18 protein-coding genes are annotated in these 20,724 nt (G+C 41.2%); 7 read left to right on the top strand and 11 right to left on the bottom strand.

Annotated elements, in window-relative coordinates; genetic code table 11:
- Nucleotides 1–150: 150 nt before the first annotated feature.
- On the top strand, nt 151–648 hold the full coding sequence (locus AC1IR0_RS07880; RefSeq protein ID WP_004647497.1) for a phosphate-starvation-inducible protein PsiE: 498 nt from the start codon (nt 151–153) through the stop codon (nt 646–648).
- A 195-nt stretch (nt 649–843) separates the two neighbouring features.
- Here AC1IR0_RS07880 and AC1IR0_RS07875 read toward each other — a convergent pair whose 3' ends face one another.
- Nucleotides 844–1,296, bottom strand: coding sequence for an RcnB family protein (locus tag AC1IR0_RS07875; protein WP_180038787.1), 453 nt, complete (start codon nt 1,294–1,296; stop codon nt 844–846).
- 180 nt (nt 1,297–1,476) lie between these two features.
- Between AC1IR0_RS07875 and AC1IR0_RS07870 the strand changes: the two genes are divergently transcribed.
- Nucleotides 1,477–1,935, top strand: a complete 459-nt coding sequence (locus AC1IR0_RS07870; protein ID WP_004647495.1) for a hypothetical protein — start codon at nt 1,477–1,479, stop codon at nt 1,933–1,935.
- An 83-nt stretch (nt 1,936–2,018) separates the two neighbouring features.
- Here AC1IR0_RS07870 and AC1IR0_RS07865 read toward each other — a convergent pair whose 3' ends face one another.
- Entirely contained in the window at nt 2,019–3,482 is a 1,464-nt protein-coding gene (locus tag AC1IR0_RS07865) for a phospholipase D-like domain-containing protein (protein ID WP_409665322.1), read from the bottom strand.
- Nucleotides 3,483–3,588: 106 nt separating this feature from the next.
- Nucleotides 3,589–5,703, bottom strand: a complete 2,115-nt coding sequence (gene znuD, locus AC1IR0_RS07860; protein WP_409651978.1) for a zinc piracy TonB-dependent receptor ZnuD — start codon at nt 5,701–5,703, stop codon at nt 3,589–3,591.
- Between the two features lie 140 nt (nt 5,704–5,843).
- Between znuD and AC1IR0_RS07855 the strand changes: the two genes are divergently transcribed.
- From AC1IR0_RS07855 to AC1IR0_RS07835, 5 genes are all read left to right on the top strand, one after another.
- Nucleotides 5,844–6,608 (top strand): DUF4184 family protein, encoded by a 765-nt coding sequence (locus tag AC1IR0_RS07855; RefSeq protein ID WP_409651975.1) that lies wholly within the window; start codon nt 5,844–5,846, stop codon nt 6,606–6,608.
- Between the two features lie 162 nt (nt 6,609–6,770).
- The gene (gene aspS, locus AC1IR0_RS07850; RefSeq protein WP_005246006.1) at nt 6,771–8,555 is read left to right on the top strand and encodes an aspartate--tRNA ligase; all 1,785 of its coding nucleotides are present in this window, start codon (nt 6,771–6,773) and stop codon (nt 8,553–8,555) included.
- Nucleotides 8,556–8,670: 115 nt separating this feature from the next.
- Nucleotides 8,671–8,892 carry a hypothetical protein gene (locus AC1IR0_RS07845; protein ID WP_004278319.1) on the top strand — a complete coding sequence of 74 codons (222 nt, stop codon included), beginning with the start codon at nt 8,671–8,673 and terminating at the stop codon, nt 8,890–8,892.
- A gap of 18 nt (nt 8,893–8,910) precedes the next feature.
- Nucleotides 8,911–9,777: a lysophospholipid acyltransferase family protein gene (locus AC1IR0_RS07840; RefSeq protein ID WP_253101034.1), complete on the top strand. Its 867-nt coding sequence runs from the start codon at nt 8,911–8,913 to the stop codon at nt 9,775–9,777.
- A gap of 44 nt (nt 9,778–9,821) precedes the next feature.
- Complete coding sequence (locus AC1IR0_RS07835; RefSeq protein ID WP_247143802.1) at nt 9,822–10,922, top strand: glycosyltransferase; 1,101 nt, start codon at nt 9,822–9,824, stop codon at nt 10,920–10,922.
- Here the strand turns inward: AC1IR0_RS07835 and AC1IR0_RS07830 are convergent.
- The 8 genes from AC1IR0_RS07830 to yjgA all read right to left on the bottom strand — a co-directional run bounded on the left by AC1IR0_RS07830 (nt 10,911) and on the right by yjgA (nt 20,722).
- On the bottom strand, nt 10,911–11,963 hold the full coding sequence (locus AC1IR0_RS07830) for a glycosyltransferase (protein ID WP_247143803.1): 1,053 nt from the start codon (nt 11,961–11,963) through the stop codon (nt 10,911–10,913). The genes AC1IR0_RS07835 and AC1IR0_RS07830 overlap by 12 nt on opposite strands.
- A 6-nt stretch (nt 11,964–11,969) precedes the next feature.
- On the bottom strand, nt 11,970–12,782 hold the full coding sequence (locus AC1IR0_RS07825) for a glycosyltransferase family 25 protein (RefSeq protein WP_253101027.1): 813 nt from the start codon (nt 12,780–12,782) through the stop codon (nt 11,970–11,972).
- A gap of 2 nt (nt 12,783–12,784) precedes the next feature.
- On the bottom strand, nt 12,785–13,528 hold the full coding sequence (locus AC1IR0_RS07820) for a hypothetical protein (RefSeq protein WP_409651968.1): 744 nt from the start codon (nt 13,526–13,528) through the stop codon (nt 12,785–12,787).
- Nucleotides 13,529–13,566: 38 nt separating this feature from the next.
- Nucleotides 13,567–14,289, bottom strand: a complete 723-nt coding sequence (locus AC1IR0_RS07815) for a glycosyltransferase (RefSeq protein WP_409651965.1) — start codon at nt 14,287–14,289, stop codon at nt 13,567–13,569.
- Nucleotides 14,290–14,417: 128 nt separating this feature from the next.
- Nucleotides 14,418–15,344, bottom strand: coding sequence for a branched-chain amino acid transaminase (locus tag AC1IR0_RS07810; RefSeq protein ID WP_004278329.1), 927 nt, complete (start codon nt 15,342–15,344; stop codon nt 14,418–14,420).
- Between the two features lie 24 nt (nt 15,345–15,368).
- Complete coding sequence (gene glnE, locus AC1IR0_RS07805; RefSeq protein WP_409651961.1) at nt 15,369–18,119, bottom strand: bifunctional [glutamate--ammonia ligase]-adenylyl-L-tyrosine phosphorylase/[glutamate--ammonia-ligase] adenylyltransferase; 2,751 nt, start codon at nt 18,117–18,119, stop codon at nt 15,369–15,371.
- A gap of 86 nt (nt 18,120–18,205) precedes the next feature.
- Nucleotides 18,206–19,474, bottom strand: coding sequence for a sensor histidine kinase (locus AC1IR0_RS07800; RefSeq protein WP_184412632.1), 1,269 nt, complete (start codon nt 19,472–19,474; stop codon nt 18,206–18,208).
- A gap of 714 nt (nt 19,475–20,188) precedes the next feature.
- Nucleotides 20,189–20,722, bottom strand: a complete 534-nt coding sequence (yjgA, locus tag AC1IR0_RS07795; RefSeq protein WP_004278333.1) for a ribosome biogenesis factor YjgA — start codon at nt 20,720–20,722, stop codon at nt 20,189–20,191.
- Between the last annotated feature and the right edge of the window lie 2 nt (nt 20,723–20,724).

Below are 20,724 nucleotides of genomic sequence, written 5' to 3'. Positions count from 1 at the left end.
TACCACCCATACAATATAGCAATTTAGTCTAAAAAAAGCGCAAAAGTTCAAATAATTTAATCTTTATTTTTCATTCAATCATTCTGTGCATGATCTTTGCACGTTATTCTGCAACTATCTTTATTTCACATGAAAAATCAGGAGGATAATATGTCTAAATCACGTCCGAAAATTGAAAAATTTGAAGCTCTCCTCGACCGTCTTGGCAATCTTGCTGTAGAAAGCTTTCATTATATTGCGCTGTTTATTATTGGCTGTATGGTGATCTGGTCCGCTGGCCATACCGTCATTGACATTCTGACCGTGAAACAGTTCGCCACCATTGACGACATTCTTCTGTTGTTTATTTATCTGGAACTTGGTGCCATGGTCGGCATCTATTTCAAAACCAACCATATGCCAGTACGTTTCCTGATTTATATTGCCATTACTGCACTGACCCGTTTGCTGATTGCAGATATTCAACACACGCATAAAGCCAGCATGGATCTGGTGATTATTACCGGTTCGATTCTGATTCTGGCCTTTGCGATATTAGTGGTGCGCTATGCCTCATGGACTTATCCATCCGTGATTCGTGACAAACATAGTGAAAAGCCATTACCCCTTGGCAAAACACCGCGTCCAGAAGATGATGAATTGGCATAGTCTTTTAAGCCCTCTTTTTTTGCACTTCAGCTTAAAGTAATACTTAAGCCTCGTTTAGGGTTTTGGGAGATTTATCTCAAGCAATCTCTCCCTTGCGTAGGTGCTACTCATCTCCTCACAGGAGAGGGAACTATTTTGGTCTTTTTGAGTTATTGACGTTTATAACTGAATTATCCGTTCAGAGTTTAGAGCAGTTTAACGATTCGGCACCAGCACATAGCGTCCGTTTTCATAAATCCAGTAGCTGCCACGCGGTGGTGCTGGTAACCCTAAACGCTGCCAATCGGTAATTACCGTATATCTCGAACTTTCAATCCGGGCAACATTCGGATCACCATTGACCCAGCTATAACTATTCGAATTTTGATAAATAGTGGTCGGTGCCTGATACTGAATGTTTAATCCACTTTGACTCTGTGCAGGTGGATAGCCCCAATATGGTGGTCGTTGCGGGTAATGTGGTCTTGGTGGCAGCGGACGTTGCGGATAATACTGCCGTGGTGGATCATAAGATCGTGGAGCGCTGCGATAATTCGGTGTGGATCGATCTACACCACCATAACCCACCCAAGCATTGCCAGCCATACTTTGTGCAGAAGCTCCTAATAGCAATGCAGCCAATATTGCACTCGATAGTACGATTCTCATTTGAGCTTCCTCCGAATAATCTGCTTATATTTTAAACAAAATAGATGCAGAAAATATGGATAAGCTCGCTGGAGCTGCAATTTTTTGTAATGCGCTCGCCTATTTTCAATCTGACAGGCACGTCGGCAAGCTACTGCTTTATGCTAAAATTACTTTTTTTAATGTTTCGAGTTGAATACTGTGTCTGATTTAAATTTCGATCGTTTACATGAATATTTTTCTAAAGTGCCGAGTGTTCAGAAAGAACGGATTGATAGCTATGGTTCAGATGGCAAACAGGCATGGTGGTTTAAGTTTCAGATCAATGTCGATCATCCGCTGGCTTGGCAAACTGTGCAAGAGCTGGGTCATGTCCTGAACTATATTTCTAAAAATGAACGTCTTCCAACTCAGTTCCTTCCAGTTTCGCCACCGCCATATATGAATGGTGTAGCCAAAGATTTCCTGTCTTGGGTAATCCAGTGTAATCACGCCGATTTCCCGCCCGATGTCGTATGTGACTGGTTAGAAGCGCGTCTACCAAATCCAGTCGATGATGAAGCGCAATGGAAAATTAAAACCGATATTTCTGAACTGGATGAATTGACGGATAAAGAGCTGGATCAGTTGGTTCCGCCGAATCCAGAATCAAAAAGCTGATAATAAAAAATCTCCCTAAGTCCCTCTTTTTCAAAGAGGGACTTTCCTCCCTTTTTAAAAGGGAGGTCAGGAGGGATTTAAAATTAAAACGTCGACCAGCCGCTCCATTCCATAAAACGATACAGCCAATATTTAAAGAACGAGTTTTCTGCATATTGCGTATAGTCTACGCTCATCGAACGGCCATTTAGATTTGACCATGCACCCTCAAAATATTGCTGGGCATCCCGGAAGACTTCGGCCTGAGGCTGACCCACCACGCGCATATTGGTTTCCAGATTATAGTTTTTCAAATTGCGTACCGTAAAATTGGCCGAACCTAAAATCATTTCAGCTTGCTGAGCATTGCGCTTCATTAGGATCTTGCTATGACATTGCTCACCCTGAGTATGACACCAACGTACATTTATACCCGCTTCGTGCAATTCTGAAGCCACCTGCCGATTTGGAATTCCATTCTTTTCACGGCCAAAGGCATCTTTATTTGGGTCGAGTAAAATCCGGACTTTGACACCACGTTCATGGGCCGCTATCAGACTTTTGATAATTTTTCGCTCAGACAGATAAAACATTGCCAGATCAATCTGTTCACTGGCTTTCGCGGTCTGAATCAGATTCAGAATTGCATCATAAATGGCTTTTTCAGTCAGCACCTGAGCTTGTGGCTGGCTACGGTCTGCCTGAAAATCTCCCGCGACAATGGCTGGCATATTCGCTTGTGACATCATGCCTACAGACAGTTCTGTTTTCAGAATATCGACGGCTGTGCTGCCCCAGACCAATAAGCCAATATTGGAATGCCGCGAACTGCCATCATGTGGATTCATGGATGTGACCAGTGCTTTCCAGCCTTGATCGGTATCCACCACCATGGTTTTGCGATGATTGGCTTTAAAGTTAAACAAATCAAAATAACTACGCAGGGTAATTTTTTCTGTTCCAAATGGATTCGGCAACCAGCCTGTTTCCGGATTATTGCCAATGCCCTGGCAACAGATATACCAGAAGCCGGACCAGCTTGGATTGGAAGCCCGCAACGGCGTCAGATTGGTTTCAATCACATCAATACCGTGCTGACGTAATTCCCGATACTGCTCGGATCTAATTCCACCATAGACCGAATTGATCGGATCGGTAATAAATTTGATTTCTACCTCAGGCTGCAGCAGACGTTTACTGATTAAAGCATCGCTCAGTTGTTGACTCAATGCCTGATGCTGCTGCGTAGATGCACCGGTTTGCTGATTAAATAAAAACATATCCAGCACAATCAGCGATTTGGCCTCTTCAATCATTTTCAGCATTTCATTAAAAATGCGATGATCTAAATGCTGTTTTCCTTCGGCATCCAGATAAGTCTGATCGGCCAGAAACTTGACTTCGGCATGACGCAGTTTGCCCGTGTAATTCAGACCTTCCGGCAAAGGCTTATACGTGTGGTAGATTGCCGAAGCCAAATAACCCACAGCCAGCATACTAATGATCAAAGTCGCATAACGGCGATTCGACCAGTTCAATTTATTGTGAATTCGTTGAAAGATACGCATAAGAAAAAACCTAACCCAATATACTCAGGCTAGGTTTTATCTTATGATTTTTCAAGTAGATTTCAGTGAGATCTAGATGATTTGGTCGATTATTTCAGTAGACCTGTTAGAAATCATACTGCACGCCGACAGTAAAGTTGCGACCCACCTGCGGAATATTAGACAGGAATGAAGTATGTGAATACACCTGATCATCGAGCAGGTTATTGGCCTTGAAATAAACTCGATAAGCATTGTTATCTGCAATGCTATTGGCATAACTCAGGCCAACATTCACCATATTGTAGCCTTGGGTTTCATCTTCATAGCTGGCGATCTTGTCCTGATTAAAGACATGATAATACTCAGCCAAACCTGACCAGCCATCGGCAAAGTCTGCTTCTACTTTGGTGCCTAAGCGACCTGCAGGTACACGTGGTGCATTCTCAGCTTCAATCTTGCCACGCACATAGTCCCCAAAGACGCTGACTTTATACATATCATTGATCTGATAACCGGCTTGTGCTTCTGTACCATAGAATCTGGCTTTGTCTTGGGTATATTGCACGCCACGTAAATTACCTTTCTGCGCTACCGTTTCGCCATAGATATAATCATCAAACCAGTTGTGATACACGTGCACATGGTAATCCAGTTTATCCCCTTCATAATGCAGACCTAACTCGAGATTATTTGAAGTTTCTTTATCGAGATCAGGATTACCTAGTTCATAGGTATTGGTCGCAAAATGCAAGCCATCAGCATAGAGTTCTTGAGCTAAAGGCAAACGCTGCTGATGTGATCCCACTACAGAAAGTTTGTAGTTCGGTGCAAATTCCCAGTTGGCAGCAGCGGATGCAGAGACACCAGTCCCCGAATAATCTTTCTGATCCGAATCTACTTTCACTTTTTGATGATCGACACGCGCACCAAGTTCAACATGCACATCGCCAAGTTGCTTATGCTCTAAAGCAAAAAGACTGAATTTGTCAGTTTTTGTGTCCGGCATCACGACACCTGAACCATGAACATGATGTTCTTCATCGTCCTCATCGCCATCTTCATGATGGTCATGCTCTGATGCGGCAAGATTAATTTTTTGCTGTGAAATCTGGGTTCCAATCACCCCTTCCCAACCTGCAACTGGTACGTGCACCAACTCTAAACGACCGTCATAACCTTTGCTTTTAAAGTTACTGATCACTTCATTTTCTTCAAGTTCATCGTGTTCATAATCGGTAATGCTAGCATGTGCACGTAGTTTTTCAACACCGGCAAAAGGCTGTTCCAGTTCGGTACGTACTTCATAGCGTTCAGATTTTAAATCTACCCATGGTCCACCATGCTCTTCATGGGCTGGTGCCTCTGGATTAGGTGTTGGACAACCATGAAAATGATCACCATGTAAAACACAACCATGATATTCATGACTATGACCTGGCAAACCATACTGATCCTGACGGTTGCTATAAGACAGACCGACAAAACCACGATCATGAATCCATGATCCGCCAATATTGACTGTTTGCCCTTCAGCAAAAGTATTGCCCACACGACGTTCTTTTTCTAATTCGTCATCATGCTCATGAAAATAATCCGGTGCAATATAATCATTGGCTTTACGTTTTGAGCCTTCTACACGCAAAGCAAAGTTTTCACCAATACCCGCTGTCACACCAGCACTTGCCAGTTTTTCATCACTGCCTGAGTTATAACGCAGGCCGACTGTACCTTCCAAACCATCTTCAGGCATCTGGGTCGGAATTTTTTGATCAGTGACATTCACCAGACCACCGACTGTACCGGCACCATAAAGCAAGGTTGATGGACCGCGAATTACTTCCACCTGTTTTGCCAGAATCGGATCAACGGTTACTGCATGGTCAGGAGACAAAGTGGATACATCCGCTGTTTCAGAAGCATGCTGCAACACTTTCACACGTGGACCATCTTGACCACGAATCACAGGACGGCTTGAACCTGAACCATATTGATTAGAATAAACACCCAGCTCATCTGCCAAGGCATCCCCAATGGTGGTAGCACGTTCAGATAGCGCTTTCTGATCCACGACCTGATCTGCAACCGCGAAATCCGCCGCAGTCTGCACCAATGGATGAGCTTGCACCTGAATAGTGTCCATGGTCTGAACCGGGATAGAAGATGAGGATTGCTCTGCAAATACTGTAGGTGCAACTACAGCAAAAATTGACAATGTTATTAGATTCTTAGGAAAGGACATGACCGAAGCTCAAATTCAGTATTTTGGATGAATGTTATAATATAACATTTCATTGTTTTTGCAATCCTTTACGATAATCAGTGCTATATTTTATTAGAATGTCCTTTGAATATTTTTGATTCCATTAAAACATTGTCTTTATGCCCTTTACCTTATCGCATGCTGTGCTTGCTCCACCTATTTCATATTTAACTGGGAATAGACTCCCTGTTGCTGCGCTGGCAATTGGGAGCATGGTTCCCGATCTGCATCGTCTGTTTACTCATACTAATTCTAATATCACCCATTTATGGTCTTCTCTGATTCATCCAGATCTCTGGATCGGTCTGGCCTTTTGTGCGGTCTGGTACCTGATTTACCGGCCCGTGATTTACCGTTTCATCGGTATTCAGCATGATTTAAAGATTCACAATATCCTTTCAGCACTAAAATTCACCCTGGTGATGTGTCTGGCAGTCATCATTGGTACAGCCACCCATTTAATCTGGGATGGACTAACCCATGTCGATTTTCGAACTTTTGCCTTTCATGAAGTCTTAGCCCAACAGTTTCAGCTATTTGGCAACAGTTATCCGCTGCACCGGATTTTACAGATCGGCACGTCTGTGATCGTTTTGCCGTTTATGCTGTGGATGAGCCTGCATTATTATAAAACTCATCAGCAATATCTTGCAGTCAGTGTGAAAATCAAATCGTTTGCCTGGGGCTTATTGCTCTTTTCTATATTTACCGGCCTATTTTCGGTCTGGGATTATGCACGCTATATCTCTACAGAAGTCTGGCAATCGGACCTCTATTATTTTACTGGTCGCTCTATTAATGAATTTAGCCAAGGCTTTCTGATCACCTTTAGTCTGGGCTGTTTATTGTTTTTATTTTTAGATAGAGATCGCAGGATGGGTTAAACAAAGCCCTGGCTTTTCCTCTATTCACTTTAAAATGATATTGTTTTTGACCCAAGTTCTTGTGACAACATGCCCAAAGAGGCATAATCCTACCTTTACTCAAAGCGGTACGCTGTTTACGTATTCGCTGACCTTAACCCATATAGTTGGATTTCTAACGCTATGATGCGAACTCATTACTGCGGTTCTTTAACCGAAGCTCAAATTGACCAAACCGTAACATTATGCGGTTGGGTACACCGTCGCCGTGACCACGGTGGTGTAATCTTCCTTGACATGCGTGACCGTGATGGTCTTGTTCAAGTGGTTATTGACCCAGATACTCCTGAAGCATTCGCAACTGCTGATAAAGTACGTTCAGAATTTGTATTAAAAATTACAGGCCGTGTACGTCGCCGTTATGAAGGCACAGAAAATGCCAATATGGTGAGCGGTCAAATCGAAGTCTTGGGTAAAGAAATTGAAGTTCTTGCTCAGTCTGAAACTCCGCCCTTCCCATTGAATGACGAAAACACCAATATTTCTGAAGAAATTCGTTTGAAATACCGTTTCTTGGACATCCGTCGTCCAGAAATGTTAGATCGTTTACGCTTCCGTTCTAAGTTAACCAACCTGATTCGTAACTACTTCGAAGACAATGGTTTCTTAGACGTTGAAACACCAATTTTGACACGTGCGACTCCTGAAGGTGCGCGTGACTATTTAGTGCCAAGCCGTGTATCTAACGGTAGTTTCTACGCACTGCCACAATCTCCACAGCTATTCAAACAGTTGTTGATGGTGGGCGGTATTGATCGTTACTACCAAATTGCTAAATGTTTCCGTGACGAAGACTTACGTGCGGATCGTCAGCCAGAATTCACCCAAATCGACGTTGAAACATCGTTCATGAGTGACGATGACATCATGGATTTAATGGAAACTCTAACCGTTAAGATGTTCAAAGAACTTCTAAATGTTGAGTTTGATAAATTCCCACGCATGACCTACAACGATGCAATGCGTGACTATGCATCTGACAAACCGGATATGCGTATTCCTTTGAAACTGGTTGACGTTGCAGACTTAATGCAAGACGTTGAGTTCAAAGTATTCGCAGGTCCTGCAAAAGACCCTAAAGGTCGTATCGTTGCGCTTCGCGTACCGGGTGCTGGTTCACTTCCACGTAGCGCGATTGATGAATATACGAAGTTTGTAGGCATCTACGGTGCACGCGGTTTGGCTTACATCAAAGTCAACGAACTTGAAAAAGGTATCGAAGGTCTTCAATCTCCAATCGTGAAATTCATCGAGCCAATCGTGCTTGATCTATTGAAACGTGTTGGCGCTGAAAATGGCGACATCGTATTCTTCGGTGCAGACAAAGCCAAAGTTGTAAACGATGCCATGGGCGCGCTTCGTGTGAAGATCGGTCATGACATGAAACTTGCAACTTGCGAGTGGGCGCCGCTTTGGGTCGTTGACTTCCCGATGTTCGAAGAAACTGATGATGGCAAATGGACCTCTGTGCATCACCCATTCACGCTGCCTAAATCAAGCGTTGAAGACGTGAAAAACAACCCGGGCGCTGCGCTTTCAGTTGCTTATGACATGGTATTGAATGGTACTGAAGTCGGTGGTGGCTCGCTGCGTATTCATAACCTTGAAATGCAAAAAGCAATTTTTGAAGCACTTGGTATTGGTGAAGAAGAAGCCGAAGAGAAATTCAGCTTCCTGTTGAACGCTTTACGTTATGGCGCGCCTCCGCATGGTGGTTTGGCATTCGGTCTTGACCGCCTGGTGATGCTCATGACTGGTGCATCTTCGATTCGTGATGTGATTGCATTCCCGAAAACCAAGACTGCTGAATGTCCATTGACGCAAGCACCGGCACCAGTTGAATCAAACCAACTGCGTGACCTTGGTATTCGTTTACGTGAAAAACCAAAAGCTGAATCTCAAGAATAATTCTTGAAGATTTAAGTGAAAAAGCCCTGCCTCGTGTGGGGCTTTTTTTGTGTGATTGAGTCACATCTGGAACAGTGGCATAATAGCCACAGTTTTTAATCTAAGGTAATTAGCAATGGCTATGCGTCCTGCAGTTCGTAATCGCAGCATTATGCTTATTGTATTTTCAGTGGTTCAATGGCTGTTCATGCGCTATATCCTTGCCAACAATCTGTTCAACCTCGATACCAATGACCGTATTGTGTATTTTTGCCTGAGCAGTATTTTAGGTGCCCTGCTGATTTTTGTGGGTTTGATTTATATGGTGCTGAAAGGCAATCCGGACAAAGACCTATAATCTGACCATCTGGATAGCATGTATACCCTACTTAAAAATTTCTCCAAGCTTCCATTAAGATTCATTCAAAATCTTGCGCAATTGGCTGGATCTCTTTTGTATTTCAGCCATTCTTCTGCACGCCGAGTGACCGAGATTAATCTGGCCTCTGCTTATCCTGAGCTTTCTGAATCTGAACGGGCTGATTTGACCAAACGCAGCCTGAAAAGTCAGTGTATGACTTATGCGGAATCAGTCAAGATTTGGGGATCATCTTCTGAATATGCACTGTCTTTAATTCGAGATGTGCAGAGTGAAGATATTTTCCTGCAAGCTCTGCAAAATCCTCATGGCTGTTTGGCGGTGGTGCCTCATTTTGGTACATGGGAGCTATTGAATGTCTGGGTAAATCAACACACCTCCCCTGTGATTATGTATAAGCCCAGCAAGAATCAGGATGTTGACCGCTTTATGCTTGAAGCCCGGCAACGTCTGAATGCCACACTGGTCCCTACAGATGATTCTGGTGTACGTGCTTTGTTTAAGCATTTAAAACAGGGTGGCTTTTCTGCAATTTTACCGGATCATGTACCTAAAGAAAGTGGTGGTATCTACTCACTTTTCTACAATCAGAATGCGCTATCTTCTACCTTAGTTTCCAAACTGGCAGCTAAAACACAATGTTCTGTAATTGGGCTTAGTTGTTTAAGACGAGAGGATTTGTCTGGCTACGATATTTACGTGACTAAATTATCAAATGATATTGTATCTAAAGATTTACAACTGTCGGTTGATACCTTAAATAAAGAAATGGAGCGCATGATTAATGTCGCTCCAGAACAATATTTGTGGGGGTATAAACGGTTTAGGAAGTTGGAAAATGACAAAAGTTTATATTACTCATAGTAAAAATTAGCTACTTAAATTAAAACTTAAAAATTAGGTTTAAAATGAAAGATCAGAAAAAAATTCTTTTTATTATTGATCATCTTAAAGGTGGTGGTGCAGAAATTATGACTCTTAATCTTGCAAAAAAACTGCAAGAGAGAGGCTATGAAATAAACATCATAACCTTAATTGATATAAATAATTATAAAGAAAAGACTAAGAGTTTCAATATTCAATCTATTGATTTTCCTATTAAATTTGTTGGTGGGAAGTTATTAATAGACAAAAAATTAGAATCTAGTAAGAAAGAACAACTCCAGTCTCTTATTGATGAAATAAAACCTGAAGCTGTTATATTAACTATTTGGTATGCATATTTAAGCATATCATTTATTAATCATCCAAATATATGGATATGGTCACAAGCAGATATTCTTCCTGAATTTAATAAAACTTCAAATCCGATTAAAATATTAAGAAATATATATAAGAAGAGAAAATTTATTAATAAATTTAAGGAAGTGTTTTCAAACAAAAATTTTATCGTACTTAATAAAGATTTAAAATTGAAATATTCTCAAATTTTAGAGAATTCTAATATAAATGTTATTTATAATGGATTAAATTTAAAAGATACAATACAATCTGAAAAGAAAGAAAAAGTATGGGATATTTGCTATGTTGGTCGTTTATCACCTTCCAAACAAATTGAACATGCTTTATTTGCTCTAAAAAATTCTCATATTATTAAAAATATGATTATTATTGGTGATGGAGCAAGAAAAGACAAACTTTTAAAATTAGTCAATCAACTAAATATTAGCGATCGTGTTCATTTTACTGGCTGGGTGGATGAACCTATCGAATATATTAAAAAAAGTAAAATATTAGTTCTCCCTTCTCAGACAGAAGGCTTCGGTCTTGTTATTGGAGAAGCTCTATTAAATGGCACTCATGTCGTTGCATATAATTGCAGCGAAGGAGTATCACATCAATTTTTTACCCCCGATATGCAACGCGGTCTAGTACAACCAAATAATCGTGCAGAATTAAAAAATTCTATCGAAGATATATTAGAAAATCCATATCAAATTCCCCCAAACTTATCAAAACGTTACGATATTAAAGAGATGGCTGATAAATTTATTAAGTTAATCGATTAACCGTATATATTCCGCAACAGCATAAGTTTGGGTAAAAGATGGATTCAAATTTGTTGAATAATTATCTACCTCTTTTAATGCTTGATTGATTTTAAGCGAAAGTTCAAAAATATTGCCTACAGCAACGAGATTATTAGCTTGTAAAATTTCATTGGGACCCGAAGGGCAATCAGTACTTATAACGGGAATACCCAAAGCTAAAGCTTCTAAAATTACTAAACCCAACCCTTCAAAATCAGACGACAAAACCATAAATTTTGCATGCTTAATATATGGATAGGGATTTTTTTTGAAGCCTGTAAAAATAACCTTGCCTTCTATCCCTAAATCTTTAACCAATTTTTTAGAAGTTTCTAATAGTTCACCAGTCCCGACCAAAACCAGCTTTTCTTGAACATTGGCTTTTGCATAAGCTTTAATTAAAATATCATGTCGTTTCTGTTGCTTAAACTTCCCAACATTTACAATATATGGTTTTTCAATATCAGGAATATATTCATTTGCTGTTGAAACCACTTGTTCCACATCAATCGGATTATAAATTGTAGTAATCCGACTTTTTGAGCCAAATACTTTAATAAAGTCTTTTTCGACACCCTTACTTACTGCTACACAAGGCTTGGCTAAATAAACTTTATCCAACTGTTTTTTCATTCCCTCTAATCTTTCACCATATTCCAAACTCGTCGTGTTATGAATGACTAAATGAACATTCGGTAACTGACTTTTTGATAATATAAAATCAACAGGAAATAAGTTTGATAGGACAAGATCAGGGATCCCAATATTTTTAATAACAAACCGATCAAATGCTTTTGCTGCAAAACTGGCACGCATAAATTTAGGAATTGCACGATACTTTTGATAATCAAAAAAGTGAAGTTTTACGCCCTCAGGAATCGGTAAATCAATAATATTTTTAAAATAAACAATATGTGCTTCATGACCTGCATCAATTAGGCCCTTTGCCAAGGTTAAAGCAAAACGTTCAGCGCCATTTCCCTGTAAAGTAAAAATGGCTAATACGATTGTTTTTTTCATGAAGCACTAATCCTGAATAAATTTTTCTTGATCTAGATTGATCAATCTTTTTTCTGCCTTTCCCATGACCTGCAAATATCGTATCGCCATTGCAATTTGTCCTACTAAACGTCTTTTTTTAAACTTATATTTTTCTTTGATAGAGCTGAATTCAGGTTTAAAGTGTTCAGAGCGCCCAATGGTCGAATCAAAACGCCCTTGTTGTAAGAGACCATAAGCACCAAGCTGATCTTCTTGAATAATCACTGCCGGTTCAGCTTGCAAACAATGTAATTCATAAGCAGAGAATATAAATCCATCTGCAATTGCCGGTGTGGTTTTTGCCAAACGTTTTAATAATTTTTGCGCGCCACTCGGGTAGAGGATATAACCTGCTGCTCCAGTACGATCTTGATATAATTCATATAATTCGACCTGAGTAGAACCTAAGATACACACGGGTGTTCGACTAATAATTTTTTTACGACTTCTTACTTCTAGATTAATTAAGTCCACATCTAAAAATTGATGCTGTTCAATTTCGTTTAAAATTTCTTTTGTATTGGAAGCCAATACGGCATCATCTTCAAGAATTAAACAGGGCTGATTCCTTTTTATTACTTCTTCCCAGGCTTTTTGGTGACTGAGAAAGCACGCTACCTCAACTTTACGCAAAGGCCTTTGCCAGCCAAAACCGAATTTTTGGTATTGTTCTTCACTCAGATCAGCAACTGAAAATGCTTCTAATATTTCAAAATCCAGTCCTAATTTCCCAAATTGTCTTTTTTGAAAATCACGACGATCCTGTGAACTTTTTAAATTGATAATTAAAGTATTCACAATTACCACCATCTCGTCTTTTCACGAGTATGACGCTGTTTAAAACGTGAATAAACATTCTCATTCTGCTCAAGTTGAAGACGGTCAAAAATTTGTATCACGATTTGACCAAGCTCATGAGCTTTACACACTTGTTCTAGTCGCCAGCGCATATTACGTAAAGTATCATCTGTTCCAACTGCAAATGCAGAAGTACCATCAAATAAGGCATAGCGCTGTTGTTGTAATAACTGCTGATGCTCCTGATTTACAGTTAAAGACTGATCACACAAAAAACGTTCTGTTTCCTGTAACTTAAGCGTATTAATCAATACCACTGCATTCATCAGAATGGCTTTTAGAGTTACGTCCTCATCAAAATCAATAAAAGTATCACAGGCTGAAATCAGCCAGCGTATATTCAATGACTGTACAAGAAAATTTCGTTCAGCCATCCATAATGCTTTAAATTTCGCATAATTATTCTGGACATCAACTTCGCGACGAATCAGAACAATTAAACTGGCATGATAGTGATTCAGTGCAGACTGACCGACAAACTCCTGTTCAAGCTGCTCAATATGTTCATTTAAATCTTTAGCTGAACCATGGGTATAGCAAGCTTCTTTACCATCAATAATCTGATTTTTAAGTGCATCTAGATCTACATCATTAAACTGAGCATAGACCTTATCTGCCCCAAATCGACGTTGATGGCGACTAAATGAAAACCATTGTTCGAACTTACTTTTCTTTCTTACCGGCATTTGAAATTAAATCTCTTTCAATTTCTCATTGATTCAGCTTACTGCCAAGCATCCTTGATCCACTGCGATGGCAACACATAACGGTACCATTTCCCACCACCACCATTGACTGCATCAGGTGGATTAATCTCCCCATGAAACACAATGATTTTGGCCCCTTCAGGCTTCACAGGTGGCTTAAAGTAAGCCATCGGGATTTTTTGCAGGCAATGATATTTATAGCTCTTGCACCAGCTTTCTGGCCAGTATGTCTGTTTACCTTCACGGTCTACGTACCAAGACAAATAGGCTTGCTCATTACGGAATTTTTTACGGATTTCATCAAAGTTTTCACGAAAATAAGGCAAAAGCCCCGGGAAAGCACCTAGCTTAAAACGATATACCGAACTATTACCGGTAATTCGCCAAGGACGTTTCCAGTCATGGATAATCAGAAAATCACCCGGATAAGTAAAGAACTCATCGATGTTATCGACAATCACCACATCAAGATCGAGGAACAGTGCATTGCCTTCTAAACCATACAAATCAGGTTCAAAAGTGGACAGCTTGTTCCAGCCACGCTCAGGCGCACCTTCAGGCAATGCCAGAGGTGGAATAGGGAAACATTCTACTGCAGGATCAATGCCTTCAGTACGATCCGTCAGACAGACCATTTTAAAGTCGACTGTCGTATGTCGTTTAACCATATTGTATAAACGATTGACGTATTCTGAACCGTATTTGGTTCCCCATTTCATACAAATAACGATGTTACTCATTGCGTATGCCTAAGCTCATCTTAAAATCTTCTTGATGGTGAATATGATGACATAAGTTCGGCAGAATAAGTACATCAGTTAAAAAAAACCTCTCAAATGAGAGGTTTTTTCAATCAGTAAATTCTGAATTACTTCACATACGTTAACCAGTGTGCATATTTCGGGTCTTTGCCCTGAACTGCATCAAAATATGCTTTCTGGATTTGTGTAGTAATTGGACCACGTACACCTTCACCAATCTGACGGTCATCATATTCACGGATTGGTGTTACTTCTGCAGCAGTACCGGTAAAGAATGCTTCATCTGCAATGTAGAACTCATCACGGGTAATACGGCGTTCAATTACGTCATAACCCAGGTCTTTAGCAATCGTAATAATCGTTTGACGGGTAATACCATCCAGCGCACCACCAGCGATATCAGGCGTATGAATCACACCATCACGTACCAAGAATACGTTTTCGCCTGAACCTTGGCATACATAGCCTTGCGGGTCGAGCAGCATTGCTTCATCATAACCTGAATGCGCCACTTCCTGATGCGCAAGAATCGACAAGGTGTAGTTACCTGATGCTTTAGCCTTACACATGGTCACGTTCGGATGATGGTGGGTAAATGAAGAAGTTTTTACGCGAATACCCTTCGCCATTGCTTCTTCACCGAGGTAAGCACCCCAGCTCCATGCCGCAACTACGGCATGAATGGTATTGTCAGTTGCAGCGATACCGAGTTTTTCAGAACCAATAAAAATAATTGGACGTAAATAGCAAGACGCTAATTTGTTTTCACGAACAACATCAATTTGAGCTTGCTCTAATGCTGCTTGATCAAATGGAACTTTCATTTGATAAATTTTTGCAGAATTCAACAAACGCTTCGTATGTTCTTTTAGACGGAAAATAGCCGTTCCATTCGGGGTTTCATAAGCACGGACGCCTTCAAACACACCCATGCTGTAATGCAAAGTATGTGTTAATACGTGAGTTTTTGCCTCACGCCAGTCAACTAGTTGTCCATCTTGCCAAATGAAACCATCACGATCAGCCAAATTCATGCCACAAACTCCAATTTCTCACAATTATTCACTATCCGGTGCAAAGTCTGCACTCGGATCAATTAGTCTTTGCCATAACTTGCAAACGGTCATTCGGGTATCGTGCCAGTCGCTTGCAGACACTTGCATGGATTGATTTGCAAGGGCTAAGCGATGGCTCTCGGCGCGTTCACGGAGATAAGCTTGAATCAGAGCAGTCGCATCGTCGCTGGATAAGCAACCTGATTTTGCGGCATCCTCAAGAATTCGTACATTGTCGGAGAAATGGGCGAGATCTTTATTCGTCCCACTCCAAGCCAACACCGCATACTGTGCCATAAATTCGATGTCTACGATACCACCTGCATCTTGTTTTAAATGAAAAATACCATCTTTTTTTTGCTCTTTAGAAGAACCGAGATGCTCCTTCATTTTCTGACGCATTTTCAGTACTTCTGCCCGTACATAATTTTCATCACGGGGCTGAATCAGAATATCCCGGCGCAAGACTTCAAACTTTTTCCGTAAGCTCATTTCACCCGCAATCGGGCGGGCTCGTACCAAGGCCTGATGCTCCCATAGCCAGGCACTCTTGAACTGATACTGTTCAAAGGCTTTTAAACTGGTGACCAAAAGCCCAGCTTCGCCCGATGGACGCAATCGGGTATCGACTTCATATACACGTCCATCCAAGGTTTGCGTGGTCATCAGTGACATAAACTTTTGTGCAACCCGCATGGCAAATTCAAAGCCACTGATCGGCTTAAGTCCATCGGTATCGGCCTGTTCACCCATATAGTGAATAAACACCAGATCCAGATCCGAGCCATAACCCAATTCAATTCCACCGACTTTACCATAACCAATGACTGCAAAAGCCGTATGCTCGACTGAACAGCGCTGCCCTTCTGCATCCAGTGGAAAACCATGCTTTTTTGCCACAATCTGATAGGCCAGATGCAGCGCTGCATTCACCGATACTTCAGCAATATCGGTCAAGGCATCGGAAACTTTCATTAAAGGACTTTCAGCCAGCACATCACTGGCGGCAACGGCCAGAACATTAGATTTTTTAAACAGGCGCAAAACCCGCATCTGGTCTTCGACCTGGTCAATTTCAATCCGTAAAAGCTGCTGGCGCAAGGAATCTTCCAGATCCTTACGTTTTGGCAATTCAAAATCCATCGACAGGAATTCATCCAGTAGCACCGGATAATGGGTCAGTTCTTCACAAATCCATGGGCTGACCGTGGCCATCTTCACCAGTCGCTGTAACGCCCCTTTACTCTCGATTAACATCACCAGATATACCGTACGGCGCATTACTGATTCCACCAAGGGCATCAGTCGTACCAGTGCGGTCTGCGGATCCTCTGACTGTAAAACTGCTTCGATTAAATGTGGCCAAAAAGCTTTTAAACGCTGCACTGCTTTGGCTGGTAATTTTTTTAAGGCATGCCCATTCCAAAACTCATAGACAAGATTCTTTGCATTCTCGTCCAAAACTTCTTTGAGTTTCTTTTCCAGCTGGGAAAAACTTTCAACCAGGGTGTCAGGACCATTTTCCTTGATTAAATGATCAAACTGATACATCACTTTGTCACGCTTTTCATTGAGATATGCCATAAAGCTGTCCCAATCCGCAAAACCAAGTGTGTCCGTTATACGCGCCCTTAACTCTGGCTCTGTCGGTAGTGATTGCGTTTGCTGATCATTCAGTGCCTGAATCGCGTGCTCAACCCGGCGCAGGAATAAATAGGCATTTTCCAGATCCTGCACCGCCTGTTCATCCAGCAACTCGGCATCATCCAGATGATTTAGATTCACCAGACACTGGCGATCCTGCAATTCAAGCTTGGCTCCACCATAAATCAGCTGAAACACCTGCACGATAAATTCAACCTCGCGAATGCCGCCAGCTCCGAGCTTGATATCATCTTCTATATTCCGGCGTTGTACTTCACGCTCGATCATGGCTTTCATTTCGCGCATGGCTTCAAAAGCGCTGTAATCGACGTACTTGCGGAATACAAATGGACGAGTCATCTCCAGCAGCTCGTCACCTTCCGGACTTGGATTAACAATACGTGCTTTAATCCAGGCATAACGCTCCCATTCACGTCCATGCTGGCTCAGATATTTTTCCAAGGCCGCGTGGCTAATGGCCAGCGCCGAACCATCGCCCCAGGGACGCAGGCGCATATCCACCCGGAATACAAAACCATCTGCCGTGATCTGATCCAGCAAATGAATTAGTTTTTGTCCCCACAGGATGCAAAACTGCTGTACATCAATACATTTGCGCCCAGCGGTTTCACCCTGCTCATCGAAGGCAAAAATCAGGTCGATATCACTGGAAAGATTGAGTTCTTGGGCGCCGAGTTTCCCCATGGCAATGACAATCAGATCTTGGACTTTTCCGTTATAGCCGATTGGCTGGCCATACTTGGCAACGACCGGAATACGGGCAAAATCTTTCGCCGCACAGATGCACGCATCGGCAAAATCGGAGAGTTCTTGGGTGAGGGTAATGACATCGGTGAGTTGATTGGCATCCTGCCAGATCCAACGAAACATCAATCGAGCCCGCAAAATACGCATTGCGCGCATCCACGTTGCTTCATCGCTTATATTTAGGATGCAGTGCTGCACCAGCTGATCAATATATTCCCGACTGAGTGAGCCTTGAAACTGGTCAATTGCATAATCCTGTTCCAGTAGACTCTGGTGATTGGCCAATACCTGTTCGGCATATTGGCTGGCTCTTAAGGTTTTCTGCAATTGTGCCGCATTCATCACTCAACTCTTCCCCTGAAACATTCTGCTTAGTTATAGCAGGAGTTTTGTCTCAGTGGGAATGTTTTAGCTTGAAATTTACTTCTTTAAGATTGCTCGATATGTACATCTTCAAGCACCAGTGCCTGATGATCATTGGTGACCATCGGTAAATGCACGGTAAAGGTCGTACCCCGACCCTCTTTGGAATCTACAGCAATTTGACCATGGTTCAGGTCAATAAAGCGCTTGCAGAGCACCAGACCCAAACCTGCCCCTTTCTCTTCAGCTGTGCCTCTGACACTGACACCCAAAGTCGGTTTAAACAGATTCTGCATCTGCTCTTCAGTCATGCCCAAGCCAGTATCCTGAATCGTAATCTTGACCTGCTCGCCTTCCATTTCTGCAGCTAAAATCACTTTACCGCCTTGATTCACCGGGGTGAATTTAAGCGCATTCGACACCAGGTTCTGCAAGACAGAGGTAATCATGTTGATATCCGCATGTACCTTGATGTCTTCAGGAATATTATCAACCAGTTCAATTTTTTTATTTAAGGCCAGACTTTTCAGCACACTGCACACAATATTACTGGATTGTTTCAATTCATAATTAATCGGATGATAAATAAAGCGTCCACCCTCTGCCATCGCCCAAGTCAGCAGGCTTTCCAGCAGGTTATAGGTCGATTGTGCATTATCATATAAATAATCCGCGATGCTCTGGATACTGGATTCGTCCAGAGTGTCACGCTCCTGCGCTAGCACTTCGGAAAAGCCCAGTAAACCATGAAATGGTGCACGCAAGTCATGCGCAATAATCTGGAAAAATTTGGTTTTACTGAAGTTGAGTGCGCATTGCTGTTCATATAATTCTTTCAGTTCAGTATGTTCTTGATTGAGCTGAATTCGAATCACTAAACTTTCAGCAAATTGTTTAATAGTGGCAATATCGTCCTGATCAAACAGTTCGGTCTGATCATCAAAGAAAATGACCTGTCCAAAAGACACACCGCTACTTGATTTTAAATTAAAGGCGACCAATCTCTGATGCGCTACACCGAGATCTTTCACATAATTTGACAGTTCTGTATAAGCAGGATGCATCTGGTCGATGACATCTGCGTGTTGCAGATACGTAGGCAGATTCACGTCCTGCGGGGCGTGCAAAGCCCGGAAACCGCGCGGACAGCTGTACCAGATATAGGGCTCCGTGTGGAAGCGAATAATGCTGGTTTTAACGTTTAAAACTTTACGGGCGATCTTACAAAAGGTGTCTAATAGGTTATTGGAGGTATAGACACCTAAAATGAGAGATATACGGCACGAGCTTAATTGCTCCGTATTCTGACCGACCTCTAGCAGTTTTAGTTCCATGTCTGCCTCTCTGAATGTTTATGGAATAAAGAAAACACAGCCGACCAAATTCATACAATCAATAACAAAGATTCTATATTTACTCAACGATGAAAACCCACCTCTAGGTTAAAGGATTTGTTAACCTGTTTCTATCCAGATACATTCTTAACTGCAAGGTACTGATATTTAATTGATTAAGAATAACTTGAAAATTTACTATTCTAAAAAAACCTACATAAGTATTTGAAATTAATATATCTCACCTAAAATAAGTATCTTTATTTGTATTTACTGTAACACAGTACTGAATAAAAATACCCACCATCGCTTTTTACTCTATTTAAAGTAAAAGCTAATGATTTTTCAACTATATAGTTTGACCTTATGATTAAAAACAGATTTTATATCAGGCTTCATCTACCTAATAATGCTCAGAATTAATTTTTAATTTTTTAAAATATCTTAACAATTCTAATGTAAGAAATATTTTAAATATCAGCATTTCAACTAAAAACAGACCCAAAAAACCACTGAGGATTGTAAAGAACTTACATTTATTAACAAATTAATTATGAAAATTTTGTGTTTTTTATCCTCAGTGCAGTTTTAGAAGCTGGAATAGTAATATTAAGATAGATCACTTATAGACTATGCATATCCAAGTCAAGCCAACCGGATTAAAACAACTATAAAAAAAAGCGGCCTAAAAAGACCGCTTTTTTACATGGCTGCTTAATTATCAGAAATCAAGGCCACTTGCTGTACATAGTTAAACAACTTTAATTTAGAAGCATTCACTTCTTCTTCAGGTGCTTGATTCTTTAAATCACGATGTACCCGAAGATAATGCTGACGTAAGGTATGACGCTCTGTCGCATTATAGGTTTTGGTAAATTCATTGATAGCCGGATCACCATCTTTGACAATTCGATCCACCCAACGCTGTAATTGAGCTGTCTTTTTAAGACCTTGTTTGGGTGTTAAATAAGACAAAATTACCGTTTCATTTTCATTACGTAATAATTTACCAATCCGTGAAAATTGACGACGACGTGCTTCATGTGAACTAATTGCCTGCACATCAAGCAAGGCATCAATCAAACGCTCATCTACGGGTAGGTTTTTAATTTGTTTAGCGCTCAGCTCTGCAAGCTGCGCACCTAAAGCAGCCATACGCTGGACTGCTTTTTTCTGTTCGGTCTTACTTGCGCGTCCCTCTAAAGAATCAAAATCTTCTTCAGTTAAACTGTTCGGTCGACGTGCCACGA

This window comes from Acinetobacter sp. 129952 (genome assembly GCF_056642055.1).
This window is presented reverse-complemented; position numbering and strand designations above follow the sequence as displayed.